Here is a 19417-nt window from a genome sequence, read left to right on the forward strand (position 1 = left end):
GCAGGCAGCCACTTTTTTCCGCAAAAAGTAGCCAAAAACTCGTCGCTGTACCGAGTTGCCACGACGTCTCAACATTCCTGCAATCGGCAACTCGCTACTGCAACGCAGGAATCAGGGTTGTGTCGGAGGATGAGGGGCTGATTCAACATTGGCGACATTCTTAACTTAACAACATTACTTCAATTATTTGATTTTTAATATTTCTCTAATCTTGGATTCATGTTAATTATAAATGCGCGACTTCTTTGCGAATGCGACTCAAGGAGGTATCGGTAATACCCAAGTAAGTAGCAATATGTTTCAAAGGCGCTTGTTGGATGATTTGCGGTTTTTCCTGAATCAATTGCAAATAGCGTTTAGAAGCAGGTTCTGTAATGATTTCGGTTGCTCTTTTTTTGCTTAGATACAACTCATACGACATCCAAGCTCGTCCCCATTCACGCATGGCTGGAATTTGATGAAACAATTCCTGAAAGTCTTCATACGTTATTTTGAAAAGCGAACAGTCTGTCAAACATTGTATATATTCTTGCGATGGTACACGTGGAAATATAGATGCGACATCTATCACCACTTCATTGTTGCCTTTAAAATCGGTTGTAATTTCATTTCCTTCGTAGTCGTACACATAAGCCCGTACTAATCCCGACTCTAGTATGTAATATTCATCCTGGATTTTGCCTTTTTCAAGAAGAAAATTTCCTTTATTGGCTTTGATTTTCTGATGCGCTTGTGCAATAACATCATAATCTTGCGACGTAAATAGCGGGTGTTGATAGACTTGATTGAGAATATCCATTGTTAGTTTATAATAATTCCTTCACAATTTAGGAAAAATCCTATAAATTAAAATTAATTTGGATTGAACTTTTTTCCGCAAAAAGTCTCCAAAAGCTCGTCTATTATTTGAAAAGTTTTTTGATTAAAATGGGTCTGCAACTTCAAACGTTAATTCTTGTTTGGTCGTAGGGTGCACAAATTGTATAAAGCCTGCATGTAAATGCAATCTATCCGCACGTTTGCCGTACAAATCATCGCCAACAATAGGTGTATTGAGTCCTTTCACATGAGCAGAATGCACACGCAATTGATGTGTTCTACCTGTTAAGGGAAAATAATGGATACGTGTCTTATTATTTTCGATGGCGACCACCTTAAATTGTGTACGAGCGGGTTTTCCATATTCGTAACATACTACTTGTCTTGGTCTATCTTCTAAATCCACACGTAGAGGCAAATCGATGATACCTTCTTGTTGTGCAATCACACCATCTAAAAGTGCTGTATAACGCTTTTGAATAGTATGCCGAATGAATTGGTCTTGAATAAATTGATGTGCATCTTTATTCTTGGCAATGACCAAAATCCCCGAAGTAGACATATCCAAACGATGAATTATCACAGGTCCCGTGATTTCGGGATTTCTTGCCAGAATGCGTGTTTGTACACTGTCTTGCACCTTGATTCCGGGAACGGAAAGAAATTCAGCTGGTTTATTGACTACAATTATTGCGTAATCCTCATAGATAACTTCGATATCTAGATTTTCAGCAGGATTTTCGAGCATGGGATTATCATCTACTTCCAGTCCTTGGAGCATATGCCCCAAAATGGGTTCACACTTGCCTCGACAAGAAGGGTAGAAGTACTGATGCTTGCGAACTTCTGAAGATGGGGAAGCTCCCCACCAAAATTCTGCCATGCAAATAGGCTTTAAATCGTTTAGATAAGCATATTGCAGCAATTTTGGGGCGGCACATTCTCCCGCACCTGCCGGAGGAAGCATCTTTATTGCCTCTTCAAAAATATCAAGTACAGCACGTTTTTCGCCATTTGCATTGAGAAAATGGTATTGGTCAAAAAGTTGATTTTGCAGATTGGAAGACTTGGTTTTGCGCAATTCCTTTTTGTCGTCGATTTCTTTTAATAAAGCATTCAACTCTTCCTCAATCAGCGCTAATCGTTGTTTGCATGACACTTTTAACACATCGTATTCGTGTTGGTCACGATAGCTTTGTTTGATGAGGTCTTGTTCTAGCTCTTGATAATCCACTTCCGAAAGTATCTCCTTTTGCGCAGCGCGAATAGCTTTACGTTCGGCTTTATTCTTTTTGTGCAATGTGCGTGCAGCAGCTAAATCTTGTTCATTTTGAGCAATGCATTCTTTCGCTAGTTCTTTTAATTCCTCAATTCTTGGATTGCTTTCCAAATTTTCAATCTCACGATTCAAGGCATTTATGGTAGCTTCTTCTTGCAGGAAAAATCCATCGGGGTCGAGCATATCAAAAATCGGAGGTATGAAATATTTATGTTGATTTGTACCGGCTAATTTTCCCGAACAAGCGGCTAAATATCCCAAGTTCCCATTATGGTCTTCGACAACCAATACACCAAACATCTTACCAATTACAAGCCCTTCTTGACCGTCTTGCAAACCAAAATTGTGTTCAAAATCTTTTTGTGTAGCTAAATACTGCTGAACTTGTTCTGAAGCTAAAATACTCAGCGGATGTGGTTCGTAGCAAAAAGGAAAAGTGAATTTTGATGGCTTTTCGATAGTAGAAATGTCGTGTTGAAAGGAGTGAAAAAACGGAATATTGAATGCCATTGCTTTTGCTTGATAAACTGCAAAATTACTAAGAAAATTTCATTGTTAGCGTAACTCTTTCTACTCCTCAATATGACAATTTTATGTTTTGATATATTCAATATTGGCTCACAAATTGACTATTTTTATAGTACAAAACGACTACTTATGGCATTTGATAAAATTCAATTTGGCAATTCAGATTTATATATTGTTCCTTTAATTTTTGGTGGAAATGTTTTTGGCTGGACATTGGATGAAGCTCAATCTTTTGAAATTTTGGATGATTTTATGGATAAGGGTTTTACCACTATAGATACATCTAATAATTACTCGCATTGGGTCGAAGGAAATAAAGGAGGCGAATCCGAAACTATTATTGGAAATTGGTTGGAGAAGCGTGGTGGAAGGGATAAAGTTAACTTGATGACTAAAGTCGGTGGACGATTTGGCTATGATTCTAAGCCGAATGTGAAAGGAGCATACATCAAGGAGCAAGTGGAGGAATCATTGCGTCGAATGAAAACAGATTATATTGATTTGTATCAAACGCATTATGATGATGAAGTCACACCCATAGAAGAGACTTTGCGCGCATACGAGGATTTAATTAAGGAAGGCAAAGTGCGGTATATTGGTGCGTCGAATATCAGTCCTGAGCGATTGGTAGAAAGTTTAGCTATCGCTAAGGAGAATAATTTACCAAGTTATATTTCCTTACAACCTGAGTATAACTTATTTGATAGAGCTAAATTTGAAAATTTATATCAAAAATTAGCTCTAGAAAATCAAATAGCCGTGATTCCTTATTATTCATTGGCGAGTGGCTTTTTGAGTGGAAAATATAAAACTGAAGAAGATTTTGCTAAAACAATTCGTGGAAAGGGAATCAAAGATAAATATTGGAACGAGCGCGGAAGAAAAATTGTCTCAGCACAACAACAACTTGCCGAACAATATAATGTTTCGCCTTCGGCAATTGCTTTAGCTTGGTTATTGGTTCAACCATCTATTACAGCACCAATTTCTAGTGCGACTAAGTTTGAACATATTGACGCTTTTGTAGATGGACTTAGTATCAAATTATCGCCAGAAGATATTCAAAAATTAAATGAAGTAAGTAAATATTAACAACTTAATATAGATAAGATGAAAACAAATATTGGAATAAAGGAAAAAGATACAGCTGCTGTGGCTGAAATTTTAAATAAATTGTTGGCAGACCATAATGTACTATATGTAAAAGCTAGAAATGCACATTGGAATATAGAAGGTCCAGACTTTCACGCTCAACATTTATTTTTCGAAACTCTCTATGATGCACTGGCAGAAACGATTGATGAGTTAGCAGAGCGTGTTCGTGCTATTGGACATTATGCAATTGGTTCTATGAAAGAATTTTTGGAATTAACGCAACTTTCGGAGGAAAAACCATCAAAAAATGATAGCCAAAGTTATATCAAAGCACTATTGAACGATTATGAAAGTATTATAATTTCAATCCGTGAAAATATAGAAACTATCGAAAAGCATGGCGACGCTGGAACAGAAGATTTTTTAGTTGGTATCATGGAAGCGCACGAAAAAACAGCTTGGATGCTGAGAGCGCATTTGAAATAATTTTCTAAAATAGAATAGCAAAACGAGCTAGATAATCATTCTAGCTCGTTTTTGTTTTAAAAGAATATATTTTTAGAATTTATGAATCTTCATAGAGTTGTTCTTAGTAAAATATTCGTTTTGATTTAGGCTATTGAATTTAAATATTAATATTCCCCCAAAAATTCCGTTAATTTGTAGCTTGATTAATTTGTAAATAACCTTACAACAATATAATATGATTATTCAACCACGTGTAAGAGGTTTTATATGTTTGACGTCACACCCAGAAGGAACGGCTCAAAATATCAAAAACCAAATCGAGTATGTAAAATCAAAAGGCAAAATCGCTAACGGACCTAAGAAAGTGCTAGTAATTGGAGCTTCTACAGGTTTTGGTTTAGCATCACGTATTTCAGCGGCTTTTGGTTCTGACGCAGCGACAATTGGTGTTTTCTTCGAAAAACCAGCTGCTCCAGGAAAACCAGGTACTGCTGGATGGTACAACTCTGCTGCTTTCGAAAACGAAGCGCAAGCTGCAGGTCTTTATGCAAAAAGTATCAATGGTGACGCTTTCTCGGATGAGGTAAAAGCGAAAACTATTGAATTGATAAAACAAGATTTAGGACAAGTAGATTTAGTGGTGTATTCATTAGCATCTCCACGTCGTACGCATCCTAAAACTGGTGTGGCTCATGCTTCAGTATTGAAGCCAATTGGTCAACCTTTCACAGATAAAACAGTTGATTTTCATTCAGGTGTAGTATCTGATATTTCTATTAACCCAGTAGAATCTGACGATGATATCGCAAATACTGTTGCAGTAATGGGTGGTGAAGATTGGAAATTCTGGATGGAAGATTTGAAAGCTGCAGGTGTTTTAGCGGATGGCGTTAAAACTGTTGCTTACTCGTATATCGGCCCTGAATTGACTTACCCAATCTATCGTAATGGTACTATCGGTCGTGCAAAAGACCATTTGGAAGGTACTGTGACAGAGTTGAATGAGCTTTTGAAAGATATTAACGGCGTTTCTTATGTTTCTGTAAATAAAGCTTTGGTTACTCAATCTTCATCGGCTATTCCAGTAGTTCCATTGTATATTTCATTATTGTACAAAGTGATGAAAGAAAAAGGTATTCACGAAGGAACTATCGAGCAAATTCAACGTTTGTTTGCAGAGCGTTTGTACACTGCTGACGGACAAGTTGCCGTAGATGACAAAGGTCGTATTCGTGTAGACGATTGGGAAATGCGTGAGGATGTGCAAGAGGAAGTTGCTAAATTGTGGACGCAAGCTACAACAGAAAACTTGGAGGAAATTTCAGATATCAAAGGTTATCGTGATGAGTTTTTCCACTTGTTCGGTTTCAATTTCCCAGAAGTAAACTACGATGCAGATACTAACGAAGTCGTAAACGTACCAAGTATCGAAGGATAATAAACTTATTTACTTTATGCTAAAAATCTCATCGATTTCTCGATGAGATTTTTTTTGTTTGCGTTAAGATGGAGAAATGGAATAAAAAAATGCCTTTTAAACAATTGTAAATTTTATTTATCTTATATTAATAAAGTTTCATTAATTTTAAGCGTTAACCAACCTAATCACATGAGACTAATCTTAATTATGACCCTATTGGCTTTTGGATTGAATCTAAAAGCACAAGAATTTACTCAATCATTTCCAACGCAATTTATTGGCAATTGGTATAATCCTAAGACCAATGAATGGAACTATGGTTTTTTCGAAAAATTTGCCATTATTAATGGTAAACCTACTTTCTATAAGGATATTAAAGAAACCAAAAAGGGTGTGAAAATCACCTTTCAAGAAAAGGAAAAAGTTAAGCCAATCGAATTGGTTTTGGCAAATAATCAGCTTAAAATATGAAAAACTAAATACAATAAAGTGGATAAGTTCTTACCCAATTATACAAGAACTGACACGACTTCCTTTTATGATTCAAAATTCCATAAAGTAGACTCAGCTTATATTTCGGGATATATAAGGAATCTCAAAGATAATCAACCGTTTTTAGTTGATCTTTTAAGTTTTTTAAATAGCGATAATGAAAAATCATTTGCTGATATTGACGAAAATGGTTTGTTTAATGTTAAGGTACCATTAATTAATACATCGGAGGCTTACATCGATTGGCATAGAAGTTCTATAAGAGATATTTTAACTCCTGGAGAACATTATTTTGTTTATAAAGATTTGGAAAATGGTGAAACTATTTTTTATGGTGATAATGCACGATTCCATAATGAAATAGTCAAGTATGACCAATATCTAGGTGATAATATATATGTTCCGGAAACTGATGATGGTTGGGGAGCAAAATTTAAATTTGAGCGTTCATTAAAAGATACGGCATATTTATATTTAAAATTAGCTCAGATGGATAGCGTGTTTGCTATAAATGATAAATTCAAAAGCATTTATAACTTATCAGCTCGGACAACCTACTATATGGATAAAGGCAATAGAGCGAATATTTCATTCGCATTAATGCAAAAGAGATTTGAATTGGACCGAAATCAAAATGAAAAATTTTCTGACCAATATATGAGTGCTATTAAAAATCAATTAAGTACTCCTGTTTCTTTATTCCGTGATAATAGATACTTTATTCGAAATTATTATCAATATTATCTAGAAGATGAGGAAATCAAAGCTTACACAAGTGAGGTTTTATATAATCTTATTCAGAAGAATGAGTTAATAACAAATGATTCATTAAGACGGTATATTGAATTGCAGAGAAATTTGGATATTGGTAATTATAATGTTCAAGATTCATTAGAACATGATAAATTAGAAAAGGAAAATTTATATTTAAGTCTTCAAAATCTTGTCCAGAATAATTATGATAAAGTTGATGAGGAGATTAAATTCATTTTTTTAACTAAAAATCTAGAAAATGTTAAAAATATAATTGATAATGATATTTTAATAGATTTATTCTGTTTTGATCAGATATTTCAAGATTTTGAAATGAATAAAATTCCTTTATCTCTGTCCAAATTTGAAAAAATTAAGGGATATATTTCTAATACATTTTTTCATGAATTAATAGAAAATGAAAATGCATTATTAGAAAAATATAAGTCAACAAATTTTCAGTTTGCTAATAATTTTAAAAATACAGATCATCTAAAAGAGTCAAAAGATGCAGATCTTATCCTTAAAGAAATTTTACAACCCCATAAAGGTAAAATTGTCTATATGGATTTTTGGGGGGCGTGGTGTGGTCCATGTGTAGCCGAAATGGAATATGCTCCAGCGGCTAAAAAGGCTCTTGAGGGAAAAGATGTCGTTTTTATCTATATGGCGAATCGAACATCTAAAACAACTTGGGAGAATTTCATAAAGTCTAATAATTTGGAGGGTGAAAATGTTTTTCATTATAATCTACCCACCGAACAACAATCAATGGTTGAGCGTAAATTGGGAGTGCCACATTTTCCAACTTATATGTTATTTGATAAAGAAGGTAAATTAGTTATCAGTCAAGCTCCAAGACTAAGTCAGTTGGAATTATTGGTGTTAGAGGTTGATAAGTTGTTAGAATAGGTCTGTTCACTTTATACAAATTGTTTAAAGTAATTTAGTTGTTTATTTGTAACAAAAACTCCTTTTATATGTTATAGAAAAAATGAGAAATAACAATATGGGGATCAAATTAACACGCAAGAACATATACTTTAGACCTGATTCCAGTCGGGTTTTAGCTAGATATTTTAATATTAATGATGAACGTAAAGCGAAAGTAATAAATCGCGTCTTATCACTTAGTAAACAAGAGACTGATATCGCTTTAAATCAACTATTGCGCAATTTTTCGAGTCGTCACCGCAGTGTTGTAGATATTTGGGAGCGCAATTTCAAGCGTTGTATGGATTCACCACTTGGTGAAGAGTTATTGAATTACTCTTATACACATCGTCAAAAATTATTGATTGGAGCTTATTTTACGATGGAATATTCTATAGAATCAGCTGCTTTTTTTAATCCTTCCATTGTCGAGTCTCCAGATCAGACACAACTAGAATCTGGTCAAAAGCGTATCATATTGAGTTTTCGTGCTACAGGTGAGGGGCATGTATCTTCATTAGTTTTCAGATCGGGAGTCATAGATGAAAATCTAGATATTCATTTAGATGAAGTAGGACGCTTACTGGAGAAGCCAAAGCAGTTTAAAAATCATGAGTATTTTAAAAAAGATTTTTTTGACAAATTATCAAATATAGATTCGGTAGATGAAGAATTTCATAATGTAGTACTTCAAAAATTTCCTGAGAAGTTTGTGTATGAGGAATTAAGAAGATTTATAAGGGAGTTAATGTCTGAATATGGTCAAAATTTAGAGTATGCTCAATACTTAAATCATATATTATGGTTAGCCTCCTCACATTATCAAATTACTTATTCATTGGATACATCTATTTCTGAAAGAGTAATATTTCCGATTTCGGACACGGAAAAAAATGGGATAGAAGACGCAAGGTTTTTAAAATTTGATCACGATAATGGCTCTTCAACATACTATGCAACATATACCGCTTATGATGGTATGAGCATAATGCCTAAATTATTGTCTACTAAAGATTTTATCACATTCAAAGTACAACCTATTAACGGTAAAATAGCTAATAAAGGTGCTGCAATTTTTCCGAGAAAAATCAATGGTAAGTACGCTATGCTTTGCCGTGTAGACGGAGAAAATAATTTTATTGCTTTCTCTGAGGATTTGATTAATTGGCATAATGAAGTTTTCTTGTTGCGTGAACCGCAATACCATTGGGAATTTATTCAAATTGGAAATTGTGGTTCGCCGATTGAAACAAAATACGGATGGCTGGTATTGACACATAGTGTAGGGCCTATGCGACAATATAGTATAGGCGTGAGTTTGTTAGATTTAGAAGATCCTAGAAAGATTATAGGAAGATTGCATGAGCCTTTATTATATCCGAATCAAGAAGAAAGGGAAGGTTATGTGCCGAATGTCGTTTATTCTTGTGGTCAAATCGTGCACAATGGACACTTGATTCTTCCTTATGCTATGTCTGATCACTCATCTACGTACGCAACTATTTTATTGGATGATTTATTAGAGGAATTATTGAGAAATCCATAACAATTGTAATGTAAAAGGAGGAAATTTCCCTCCTTTTACATTACAATTGTTTAATCTTTATATTTCTGAAAGAAACTCCTCGTGACCAATCTTGAAGAGCTATGTGACCTTTGGTATATTTCCCAAATTGGGGATAATCTTTAAAATTGGATTTTGAAACCATATTATGCCATTGTTCAGAATTAAAATCCATTTTAGCTGTTTGATGTCCATTTAGATAAAATTCTATTTTCCCATCTTTTTGTACAATACGAGATTCGTTCCATTGCCGTTGCATTTTTGTGCGCACACTATTTAGCTGCGGGGTAAAATTATACAAGCAACCGGATTTCTTAAGCGGAAGATTAAAATCCATATGAGAATCTTCTAATAATTGATATTCTGGTCCAGAAAAAAACGTTTGCGCAATTGAAGGTTCTTCTTTCACATTGATAAAGACACCGCTGTTACCTTCTTTTTCTAGCTTCCATTCAAACTTTAGCTCATAATTTTCAAATTGCTGGTTGCTAACTAAATCAATTCTGTCGGATTCACTATTAGGATCACAATAAATGTAATCATCTATCACCATCCAAGCTGAAGATGGTAATCTATTATTATATAAATGCCATCCATCTAGATTTTTTCCATTAAATAAAAGTGTCCAACCTTCTGACTCTTCTTTTTCTGATAATGTATTAGGTTGCTGAGAATTTGAGGAGCATGCTACTGTTGCAAATATTAAAATTAACGTATATAAATAATTCAGTTTCGATAGGAATCTCATAATATTTCTGTGGTTATTAAAATTGTACAATTTAAGTTATAAAGTTTGAAAATTAAAAATTTTTAAATATTTAATTTTGTTTATAATTCTTAATATTTGTTTTATTTTGTTTATATTTAAATGATTAACTAATTAAAACATATACCTTGAAATACTTATTTTTAATACCATTGTTGGCGATAGGATTATTGTCAATGGCACAAATCACGAGTAATCCATTTCGAACAGAAGGAAAACTTCAGGTAATTTTTGATACAGATATGGGCAATGATATCGATGATGCATTAGCGTTAGATATGTTGTATAAATATACAGATCAAAATAGAATCAATCTTTTAGGGATTATGAATAATAAGACTTCTGATTATTCTACACGCTTTTTGGATATGATGAACACTTGGTATGGACATTCTAAGATACCAATAGGTAGAATAGAAAACGGAGTTATTATCAATGATTATGTGGACTACAGCAAAAACATGGTGGCATATAATGACTCTATAAAATTTTATAAGTATAGTATTAAGGATCATGATAAATTATTGGAATCCCATAAGTTGTACCGTAAAATATTAGCTAAGCAAAAGGATCAATCTGTTATAATTATTTCCGTGGGTTTCTCAACTAATCTAGATAGATTATTGAAGTCTGAAGGGGATCAATATTCACCATTGAGTGGTGTTGATTTGGTGCGCAAAAAAGTGAAATACCTTTCCATAATGGCAGGTTCATTTGGTGAAAAGAAGCGTGCTGAGTTTAATGTAGTTCACGACATACCAGCAGCTAAGTTTGTGATAGAAAATTGGCCAGTAGACATAGTTTTGTCACCGTTTGAAGTAGGGTTAAAAGTAATGTATCCTGCAAAAAGTATTGAGAATGATTTTAATTGGACTAAGAATCACCCACTAGTGGATGCGTACAAACGCTATAGACCTTTCCCATATAACCGCCCAACTTGGGATTTGACTTCTGTGTATTATGCAATAGAGCAAGAAAATAATTTGCTTGATATTTCTAAGGCAGGAAAATTGACTGTTGATAACAAGGGTTTTACATTTTTTGAAGAAAGTCAGAATGGAAAGCACTATGTCTTGTCTATAGATGACAAAAATATTAAGCCATTGCAAGAGTACTTTGTAGAGTTGATCAAACAAAAACCTAGAAAATATAGGTAACAATTAAGTAATATAAAGTTAGAGTCCAATATCTTGATATTGGACTCTAATTTTATTTATACACCTCTTTATTTACAATTTGCATCATTTTATTTCCATTCTTGGCGACAATAAGATTATTTGCTGCCATGATTGCCATTTGTGTGCGGGTCTCTATTGTCGCAGAACCAATGTGAGGCAATACACAAACATTTGGCATCTGTAATAAAGGATTGGTAGAAGACATTGGCTCTGGGTCAGTCACATCTAATCCGGCTCCCCAAATTTCCCCTTGTTGTAAGGCTTCTATTAAATCTTGTTCATGATGTACTTTACCACGCGCTGTATTTATAAGAATAGCAGATTTTTTCATGCGTTTAAAAGCTTCTTTATTAAATCGATATTGTGTCTCTGCGGAAAGATTCGTATGCGCGGAAATAACATCCGACTGCGTCAATAAATCATCAAAATTAACATACTTCGCATTTACTAGTTGTTCAGCTAATGGGTTTCTACTGCGGTTGTAGTAGATGATGTTCATATTGTAAGCAGCTTTTGCTTTCTTTGCTAATTCTAACCCAATACGTCCTAATCCGTAAATGCCCAGTGTTTTGCCATTGAGTTCAATACCTAAATCTTGCATAAACTCAAAATCCTTCCATTTACCCTCACGAACTTCATTGGCACGATAAAATGCTTTTCTCGAAACTGCTAACATCAACAGAAATGCTACATCTGCCGTTGCTCCACTTAACACATCAGGTGTATTAGAAACCGGAATGCCTAAAGCTGTTGCGGTTTCTAAATCTACATGGTCGTATCCCACGCTCGCCAATGCAATACCTTTTAGGTGCTTACAAGATTCTAAAAAATGTTTGTCTAAATCAGCATGACCCACATTTAATAATAAATCAGCAGTTTGACATGCGTCAATAAGTTCTTGCTGTGTTAGTTTTTTATTCTCAGAATTAACAGTGACTTCCAAGCCATATTCTTTTAAAACTTCAATTGCTGCAGCTGGAATATTGCGCGATATATATACGTTCATGTGTTTTTCGTTTATTTTTTTATATTGAAATAAGCTGAAATCTGTTCCAATGAGAATGCATTCAAACATTTGTCTGCTGATAAACCACCTTTGCGACCTACAAATACACCGTAATGCATATCCAAAAGTCCTTCTGTGCGGTGTGCATCGGGATTGATAGAAAGTAAAACTCCTTTTTCTAAGGCATAACGGTGCCATCTCCAATCCAAGTCCAAACGCAATGGATTCGCATTAATTTCGATTACTACTTTATTGGCAGCACAAGCGTCAATGATTTTTTTGAAATCTAATGGATAACCAGCTCTTGATAAGAGTAATCTTCCTGTTGGGTGGCCCAAAATTGTGGTATATGGATTTTCAATAGCCTTGATAAGACGAGCGGTAGCTTTTTCTTCATCCATTTTCAAATTGCTGTGTACCGATGCTACTACAAAATCGAATTTGGCTAAGATTTCGTCCGAATAATCCAATGAACCATCCGAAAGAATATCGGATTCAATGCCTTTGAATATTTTAAATGGAGCTAGTTGTTGATTTAATTTATCAATCTCAGCCCACTGTTGATCCAATCGCTCCACAGTCAATCCATTGGCATAAACGGCTGTCTTTGAGTGGTCACAAATACCTAGATATTCTAAGCCTAATTCTTCTTTACAATATCGTGCCATTTCGGCTAAGGAATGCACACCGTCCGAGTAGGTGGAGTGATTGTGCAAAGTTCCTTTGAGGTCTTCGAATGTAATCAGTTTTGGTAAAGCTTTATTTTTAGCTAATTCAACTTCATCCAAACCTTCACGAAGCTCCGGCTCGATATAAGCTAAACCTAGTTTGCTATAAATATCATTTTCATCGGTTCCATGTGGAATTTGTGAATTAATTGATTTTAATAAATCAATATGTTGTGTTGAACCTGTTGTTAGGAGTAATTCTTTTGCGAAATTATCAGTAGCACTATATACTAAAAATGGGCATGCATTTTCATCAACAAAGGAAATACTATTATTGTTAATTTCTACCTGAGATTCAAATTTTAAATCTATAATAGCTTTTTCTAAATTTTGTAAGGGCGCATTGGTTATTAATTCTACGCGTTGAAGTACTTCACATTTGCGTCGAAATTCCCCCGTAAAACTTAATTCAAAGCCATGCAAATCCGCTCTTAAAGATGTAAATATTTTCTCTGCAAAGGGTAATACTTTGGCATACAAGAACCAGCCTTGATTGTCCATTGCAAATTCGATGGATTTCTTGATGTCTTCTTGTGTCTTTAATCCAAAGCCTTTGGCTTCTATTAATCTGTTTTCGTTGCAGGCATAATACAATTCGCCTACCGATTCGATTTCTAAATCATTCCAAATAATTTGGATTTTCTTCGGGCCTAATCCTTTAATTTTAAGCATTTCCAAAATTCCAGCAGGTGTTTTGGCGATTAATTCATCCAATTCTGGAAATGAACCTGTGGTAATAACTTGCTTAATTCTTTCAGCTGTACTTTTACCTATTCCTTGCTGTGCGCTCAGCTCCTTAAGAGAAGCAGTAGCGGCAGAGAAGGGGAGTTTATCTATTTTGAACGAGGCACTCGCCATTGCTTTTGTACGAAATGGATTCTCGTTATAAAGCTCCATTAATTGTCCACAAAGTTTGAATGCGCGTGCTATCGTTTTATTATCCATAGTAAGTTTTAATTTTATTATCAAAAGTACTAAATAAAAAAATGTCGGCAATTTACATTACCGACATTTGTACTTATTATTTGTTTTAATATAGGATTCTAATTATCTAAGCTTGCGCTTTTTCTTTGTCTGCAGGTCTTTCATATTTGTCTACGATAAGACGAACACCAGAGTTTTTAGTCATAAACTTAATTGTCCAGTTGACAAATGTTACCAACTTATTGCGGAAACCGAAGATAGACATTAAGTGAACAAACATCCACGTCAACCAAGCGATAAAACCATTCATGTGGAATTTTCCTAAATCAACAACGGCTCTATTACGACCAATTGTCGCCATGGAACCTTTGTCAAAATATTTGAAATCCTCTGTATTTGGTTTATTTGACAAAATATTGATGATATGCTTCGCTACGTAAGTTCCTTGTTGTTGCGCTGCAGGAGCCACACCCGGAAGACCTCGTGGCGTTTCTTCTGTAATCATCGCCGCCACATCACCGATTGCATACACTTCATTCATGCCTTCTACTTGACATTGGCCATTTGTACGGATACGATTACCTCTTTCTATGATAGCAGCATCTATTCCGCCTGGGAATTGACCTTTCACACCAGCACCCCAAATCACAGTTTTAGTTGTAATACTTTGACCATTGTTAAATGTAATCGTATCACCATCGTATCCTGTCACTTGTGTGTCTGTCAATACAGTCACGCCTAATTCTTTCAAGTATCTTTCTGAATCACGTGAAGATTTTTCCGAAAGCGCACCTAATATTTTGCTTGTACCCTCTACCAAGTAAACTTTCATTTCGTTTACGGATAACTCAGGATAATCTTTTTTTAATACGTGAAGTTGAATTTCTGCGATAGCGCCAGATAATTCCACACCTGTTGGACCACCACCTACAATCACAAAATTCAAATATGGAGCACGGTCAGAAGCGTTTTTTAACAAAACTGCTTTCTCTAGATTTTGCAACACATAACTTCTGATGTTAAGCGCTTCTTGAATGCTTTTCATCGGAAGAGAGTTTTTCTCCACTTCTTGGTTACCAAAAAAGTTACTTGTTGCGCCAGAAGCGATTACTAGATAATCGTAATCGTAAGTTCCTACAGAGGTGTGAACTTCTTTCTTATCTTTATCGATATGTAATACATCCGCGAGACGAAATTTAAAATTCTCTTGATTTTTAAACATCTTGCGAATAGGGAAGGAGATGGAATCCGCCGCAAGAGTACCTGTCGCAACTTGGTACATCAAAGGTTGGAAAGTGTGAAAGTTGTTACGGTCAATCAATAAAACTTCTACTTCCTTATCTTTTAATTTTCTTGCTACTTCGACACCTCCGAATCCACCACCAATAATGATAACACGAGGGAAAGAACGTTCAGAACGATTTAATAACATATCGCTAGTTTGTTTGTTTTCTGTGAAAATGAAATGCAAATATCTTAAAAAAATAAGATAATTCCATATTAATTTTTTAATAGTTTACTTATAAAATTGTGTAAAATACAGCGAAATAGTGTAATTAACCCATTTTTGGTTGTTTATACAATATTTTCTTAGTGTAATTTATACACATTATATGTTTAGACGCTATTTTTCTATAATAGTTTAACAGTTTTGAGTTTGATTTGTTGAGGTAGAGAGCAGGGAGATAACTATTTAAAAGAGGCAATTAGCGTAAAGAAAAAAACGCTCTAAAATTTAGAACGTTTTCATATCTTTTATTTTATCCGTATATCCATTTGAATTTATATTCCAATTCTGGAACTTTTATTCTGTCTGCTAATCGAAGCAAACGGTCTGGTAATTTCATCAAATAATCACGTGCTTTTTCGCCTTGTTCATTAAGACCTGATATTTGGTCAATTTTCCATTCGGCGATTAATTCTTTCAAAATATCAACGTAATCAATAGCTGTATAAACGTTAATACGTTGTGCAGCATCCGAGAAATGCGAGAATGCACCACCTTTAGCTTCACCAGATTGTCTCAAAAAGTGAGCTGGCATAACAATTTTTTTACGCATCATATCTTCAAAAGCTAGCATCACCTCACTTTGGTCAACTTCAAATGCTTTTGAAATAAATGACATATAGGCTTTGGCGTGACGTGCTTCATCTGCAGCGATTACACCACACATTTTTGCTAACAATTTATCACCACTTTTTTTCGAAATACCCGCTACACGTCTATGCGAAACATTAGTAGCCAATTCTTGAAAAGAAGTGTAAATAAAATTGCGGTAAGGGTCTGCTCCAGTACCGATATCAAAACCATCAGCAATCAAATGTTGCGTACTCATTTCGAATTCGCGCATATTGATTCTACCTGATAGATATAAATATTTATTCAATAAATCTCCGTGTCTGTTTTCTTCGGCAGTCCAAGCACGTACCCACTTCATCCATCCGCCTTGCTCATTTTTATCGACTTCCTCGACCATCGTCAACCAAGATTCATAGGTTGGCAATGCTTCTTCGGTAATCGTATCACCGATTAATACAGCTACTAAATCGTAAGGTAATTCTTTTGCACTTTCTTGTAAATCACGAACTTCTTCGAAGAAAGTACTTCTAGAAGAATCTGGAAGAAAATCAGCGGGTTGCCACATTTCTTCTACTGGTTTTAAGTATTCACTCATTTCGTTGAGCATGTAAGGCTCCAAATAAGTCATTACTTCTTTCCTAGATCCTTCTGGAATATTTAATGGTAATTCTTGCATAACTAGTACAAAGGTATGTATAAATGAAATATGTGTTTGGAAAAATAACAAAAAAAATATTCGAAAAGTTTCCAAAAATATATTGTAATCATCATCTTTTACTAAAAGAATACATTTAAAACTCTCATTTTGGATCTATATATATTACCTTTGTAACGAAAATTTTGGAGATAAAATTGAAAAAAATAAATATAGAAAAAGTTCGTGCTGATTTTCCTTTGTTAAAAAGGGAAGTGAACGGTAAACCCTTGGTTTACTTGGATAATGGTGCGACCACACAAAAACCACAAGTTGTAATCGACGCTATCACCAATTACTATAGCGATATGAATTCGAATGTGCATCGTGGTGTACATTACTTGAGTCAGATATCAACTGATGCTTTCGAAGTTACACGTCGCAAGGTCCAAGAATTCATAAATGCGAAAGATGATTTTGAAATCATCATTACCAAAGGAACAACAGATAGTATTAATCTAGTTGCATCGTGTTACGGTAAAGCTTTTGTGCTTGAAGGGGATGAAATTATCATTTCTGCGATGGAACATCACTCGAATATAGTGCCTTGGCAGATGTTGTGTGAGGAGAAAGGAGCTATTCTTCGTGTCATTCCAATGAATGAAAACGGGGAGTTGGATTTAGAAGCTTACAAAAATTTATTATCCGACAAGACGAAATTAGTTTCTATAACGTATGTGTCGAATTCATTAGGTACAATTAATCCTATTAAAGAAATTATAGATTTAGCGCATACTAAAAATGTTCCTGTTTTTGTAGATGCAGCACAGGCAATTCAGCATATTGCTATTGATGTTCAAGCTTTAGATGTTGACTTTTTAGCTTTTTCAGGTCACAAAATGTACGCACCAACGGGTGTAGGTGTATTGTATGGCAAAAAAGATTTGCTAAATGCGATGCCACCTTATCAAGGTGGTGGTGATATGATAAAAGATGTGACTTTCGAAAAGACAACGTACAATGAGTTGCCATTCAAATTTGAAGCTGGCACACCAAATATTGAAGCAGGAATCTGTCTGGCGGCAGCAATTGATTACATCAATGATTTAGGAATTGATAATATTAAAGCTTATGAAGACGAATTGTTGGAATATGCTACTACTAAAATCAAAGAAATTCCTGGTGTAAGACTTATAGGTGAAGCGGCTCAAAAATCTTCTGTGCTTTCCTTTGTCGTGGATGGTGTACATCCGTATGATATTGGGGTGTTATTGGACAAATTGGGTATTGCGGTTCGTACTGGGCATCACTGTGCACAGCCTGTGATGGACCAATTTCAAATTCCAGGAACAGTACGTGCTAGTTTAGCTGTGTACAATACCAAAGAAGATATAGATACATTTATTGCGGGTTTGACTCGTGCATTAAATATGCTTTTGTAAAATGACAATAAACGAAATACAAGACGAATTAATCGAGGATTTTGCGTTTTATGGGGATTGGATGGAGAAATATGAGTATATCATCCAATTGGGTAAGGAAGTTCCGTTGATTGATGAGCAATACAAGACAGACCGATTCATTATTAAGGGTTGTCAATCTAAAGTGTGGTTGTTTCCTGAAGTAGTTGACGGGAAAGTATTTTTCAAAGCTGATTCAGATGCAGTAATTACAAAAGGTTTGGTTAGCTTAATGGTGAAGGTATTATCAGGTCACACAGCCAAAGAAATAGCAGAAGCAGATTTGTACTTCATCGACCAAATCGGTTTGAAAGAGCATCTGTCTCCGACACGTGCCAATGGACTTCTATCTATGGTCAAACAAATGAAAATGTATGCAATAGCTTTGCAAAATAGATAAACAATAAAAGGTCTCGAAAGAGACCTTTTATTGTTTATTGACTTTAATACTTTTTGCTTCTATATTTTCTCCAAAGAATACGAATGCTTTTTCTGAAAAGTCTTTAGCATCGTCTGTCGTATAAAAAGCTATTTTTCCTTCTTTACTACATTTTTCTTCGATTTCAGGATGTCGAATCAAGTAATCGGATAAGCTATCTGCGACCAATTCACCTTGTGCTAGTATTTGGATATGCGCTGGCGTGTATTTCCGGATTATAGGATACAAAATAGGGTAGTGTGTACAAGCTAATACAATAGTATCAATATCAGGCGATTGACTCAAAAGCTCATTCACATCTTTCTGAATAAAGTAATGAGCACCTTTACTGTTGATTTCATTATTCTCCACCAAAGGCACCCAAAATGGGCATGCGTGTTGGAAAACGTTAATTTCAGGATGAAGTTTTTCTATTTCAATTAAATAAGATTGGGATAAAACCGTACCTTGTGTTGCTAGAATTCCAATGTTATTTGTCTTTGTATATTCATGAATGGATTCTGTCGTAGGACGAATCACACCCAACACTTTTTTACCTTCGGGTAAGTCATTTTGTTGGATAGTTCGTAAAGCTTTGGCAGATGCCGTATTGCAGGCTAGAATGACAAGATTGCATCCTAAGTCGAACAATTTGAAAACACATTCTTTGGTAAATTCATAAACGGTTTCGAAAGAACGAGTGCCATAAGGAACACGAGCGTTATCGCCTAGATAGATATAATCATATTGAGGAAGTTTCTTATAAATCTCCTTGAAAACGGTTAATCCGCCATATCCAGAATCGAAAATACCAATGGGACCTTGTGTGCTCATAAAAACAAAAGACTTAGGGTTATTCCTAAGTCTTTATA

General features: G+C 34.8%; 17 protein-coding genes. 9 read left to right on the top strand and 8 right to left on the bottom strand.

Features of this window, described 5'->3' with window-relative positions; translation table 11 throughout:
• Nucleotides 1-226: 226 nt before the first annotated feature.
• Both GOQ17_RS04305 and GOQ17_RS04310 read right to left on the bottom strand, forming a co-directional pair.
• Complete coding sequence (locus GOQ17_RS04305) at nucleotides 227-799, bottom strand: Crp/Fnr family transcriptional regulator (RefSeq protein WP_159635286.1); 573 nt, start codon at nucleotides 797-799, stop codon at nucleotides 227-229.
• A gap of 123 nt (nucleotides 800-922) precedes the next feature.
• Nucleotides 923-2608 (bottom strand): RluA family pseudouridine synthase, encoded by a 1686-nt coding sequence (locus GOQ17_RS04310; protein WP_159635289.1) that lies wholly within the window; start codon nucleotides 2606-2608, stop codon nucleotides 923-925.
• Nucleotides 2609-2755: 147 nt separating this feature from the next.
• On the opposite strand from GOQ17_RS04310, the gene GOQ17_RS04315 reads away from it, so the two are divergent.
• From GOQ17_RS04315 to GOQ17_RS04340, 6 genes are all read left to right on the top strand, one after another.
• Nucleotides 2756-3718, top strand: a complete 963-nt coding sequence (locus GOQ17_RS04315) for an aldo/keto reductase (protein ID WP_159635292.1) — start codon at nucleotides 2756-2758, stop codon at nucleotides 3716-3718.
• 18 nt (nucleotides 3719-3736) lie between these two features.
• On the top strand, nucleotides 3737-4207 hold the full coding sequence (locus GOQ17_RS04320; protein ID WP_159635295.1) for a Dps family protein: 471 nt from the start codon (nucleotides 3737-3739) through the stop codon (nucleotides 4205-4207).
• 217 nt (nucleotides 4208-4424) lie between these two features.
• On the top strand, nucleotides 4425-5627 hold the full coding sequence (gene fabV, locus GOQ17_RS04325; protein ID WP_159635298.1) for an enoyl-ACP reductase FabV: 1203 nt from the start codon (nucleotides 4425-4427) through the stop codon (nucleotides 5625-5627).
• Between the two features lie 171 nt (nucleotides 5628-5798).
• Nucleotides 5799-6080, top strand: coding sequence for a hypothetical protein (locus GOQ17_RS04330; protein ID WP_159635301.1), 282 nt, complete (start codon nucleotides 5799-5801; stop codon nucleotides 6078-6080).
• Between the two features lie 18 nt (nucleotides 6081-6098).
• Nucleotides 6099-7766, top strand: a complete 1668-nt coding sequence (locus tag GOQ17_RS04335; RefSeq protein WP_159635304.1) for a TlpA family protein disulfide reductase — start codon at nucleotides 6099-6101, stop codon at nucleotides 7764-7766.
• Nucleotides 7767-7848: 82 nt separating this feature from the next.
• Complete coding sequence (locus tag GOQ17_RS04340; RefSeq protein ID WP_317163263.1) at nucleotides 7849-9333, top strand: glycoside hydrolase family 130 protein; 1485 nt, start codon at nucleotides 7849-7851, stop codon at nucleotides 9331-9333.
• A 40-nt stretch (nucleotides 9334-9373) separates the two neighbouring features.
• Here the strand turns inward: GOQ17_RS04340 and GOQ17_RS04345 are convergent, their stop codons facing one another.
• A complete protein-coding gene (locus tag GOQ17_RS04345) occupies nucleotides 9374-10099 on the bottom strand; it encodes a 3-keto-disaccharide hydrolase (protein WP_159635307.1) in 726 nt (241 codons plus the stop codon).
• A gap of 146 nt (nucleotides 10100-10245) precedes the next feature.
• On the opposite strand from GOQ17_RS04345, the gene GOQ17_RS04350 reads away from it, so the two are divergent.
• Nucleotides 10246-11274: a nucleoside hydrolase gene (locus GOQ17_RS04350; protein ID WP_159635310.1), complete on the top strand. Its 1029-nt coding sequence runs from the start codon at nucleotides 10246-10248 to the stop codon at nucleotides 11272-11274.
• Nucleotides 11275-11326: 52 nt separating this feature from the next.
• Here GOQ17_RS04350 and GOQ17_RS04355 read toward each other — a convergent pair whose 3' ends face one another.
• The 4 genes from GOQ17_RS04355 to GOQ17_RS04370 all read right to left on the bottom strand — a co-directional run bounded on the left by GOQ17_RS04355 (nucleotide 11327) and on the right by GOQ17_RS04370 (nucleotide 16709).
• A complete protein-coding gene (locus GOQ17_RS04355) occupies nucleotides 11327-12301 on the bottom strand; it encodes a 2-hydroxyacid dehydrogenase (RefSeq protein WP_159635313.1) in 975 nt (324 codons plus the stop codon).
• A gap of 11 nt (nucleotides 12302-12312) precedes the next feature.
• The gene (locus GOQ17_RS04360) at nucleotides 12313-13974 is read right to left on the bottom strand and encodes a DNA polymerase/3'-5' exonuclease PolX (RefSeq protein WP_159635316.1); all 1662 of its coding nucleotides are present in this window, start codon (nucleotides 13972-13974) and stop codon (nucleotides 12313-12315) included.
• A 106-nt stretch (nucleotides 13975-14080) separates the two neighbouring features.
• Nucleotides 14081-15385 (bottom strand): NAD(P)/FAD-dependent oxidoreductase, encoded by a 1305-nt coding sequence (locus GOQ17_RS04365; protein ID WP_159635319.1) that lies wholly within the window; start codon nucleotides 15383-15385, stop codon nucleotides 14081-14083.
• Between the two features lie 328 nt (nucleotides 15386-15713).
• Entirely contained in the window at nucleotides 15714-16709 is a 996-nt protein-coding gene (locus tag GOQ17_RS04370) for an acyl-ACP desaturase (protein WP_159635322.1), read from the bottom strand.
• A 176-nt stretch (nucleotides 16710-16885) separates the two neighbouring features.
• Here GOQ17_RS04370 and GOQ17_RS04375 point away from each other — a divergent pair, with 176 nt between their 5' ends.
• Both GOQ17_RS04375 and GOQ17_RS04380 read left to right on the top strand, forming a co-directional pair.
• Nucleotides 16886-18109, top strand: a complete 1224-nt coding sequence (locus tag GOQ17_RS04375; RefSeq protein ID WP_159635325.1) for an aminotransferase class V-fold PLP-dependent enzyme — start codon at nucleotides 16886-16888, stop codon at nucleotides 18107-18109.
• Nucleotide 18110: 1 nt separating this feature from the next.
• Nucleotides 18111-18527: a SufE family protein gene (locus GOQ17_RS04380; RefSeq protein ID WP_159635328.1), complete on the top strand. Its 417-nt coding sequence runs from the start codon at nucleotides 18111-18113 to the stop codon at nucleotides 18525-18527.
• Nucleotides 18528-18554: 27 nt separating this feature from the next.
• On the opposite strand, the gene murI is transcribed toward GOQ17_RS04380, so the two are convergent.
• Nucleotides 18555-19379, bottom strand: a complete 825-nt coding sequence (gene murI / locus GOQ17_RS04385) for a glutamate racemase (protein ID WP_159635331.1) — start codon at nucleotides 19377-19379, stop codon at nucleotides 18555-18557.
• Between the last annotated feature and the right edge of the window lie 38 nt (nucleotides 19380-19417).

Source organism: Sphingobacterium composti (assembly GCF_009829075.1).
Lineage (GTDB): Bacteria > Bacteroidota > Bacteroidia > Sphingobacteriales > Sphingobacteriaceae > Sphingobacterium > Sphingobacterium composti.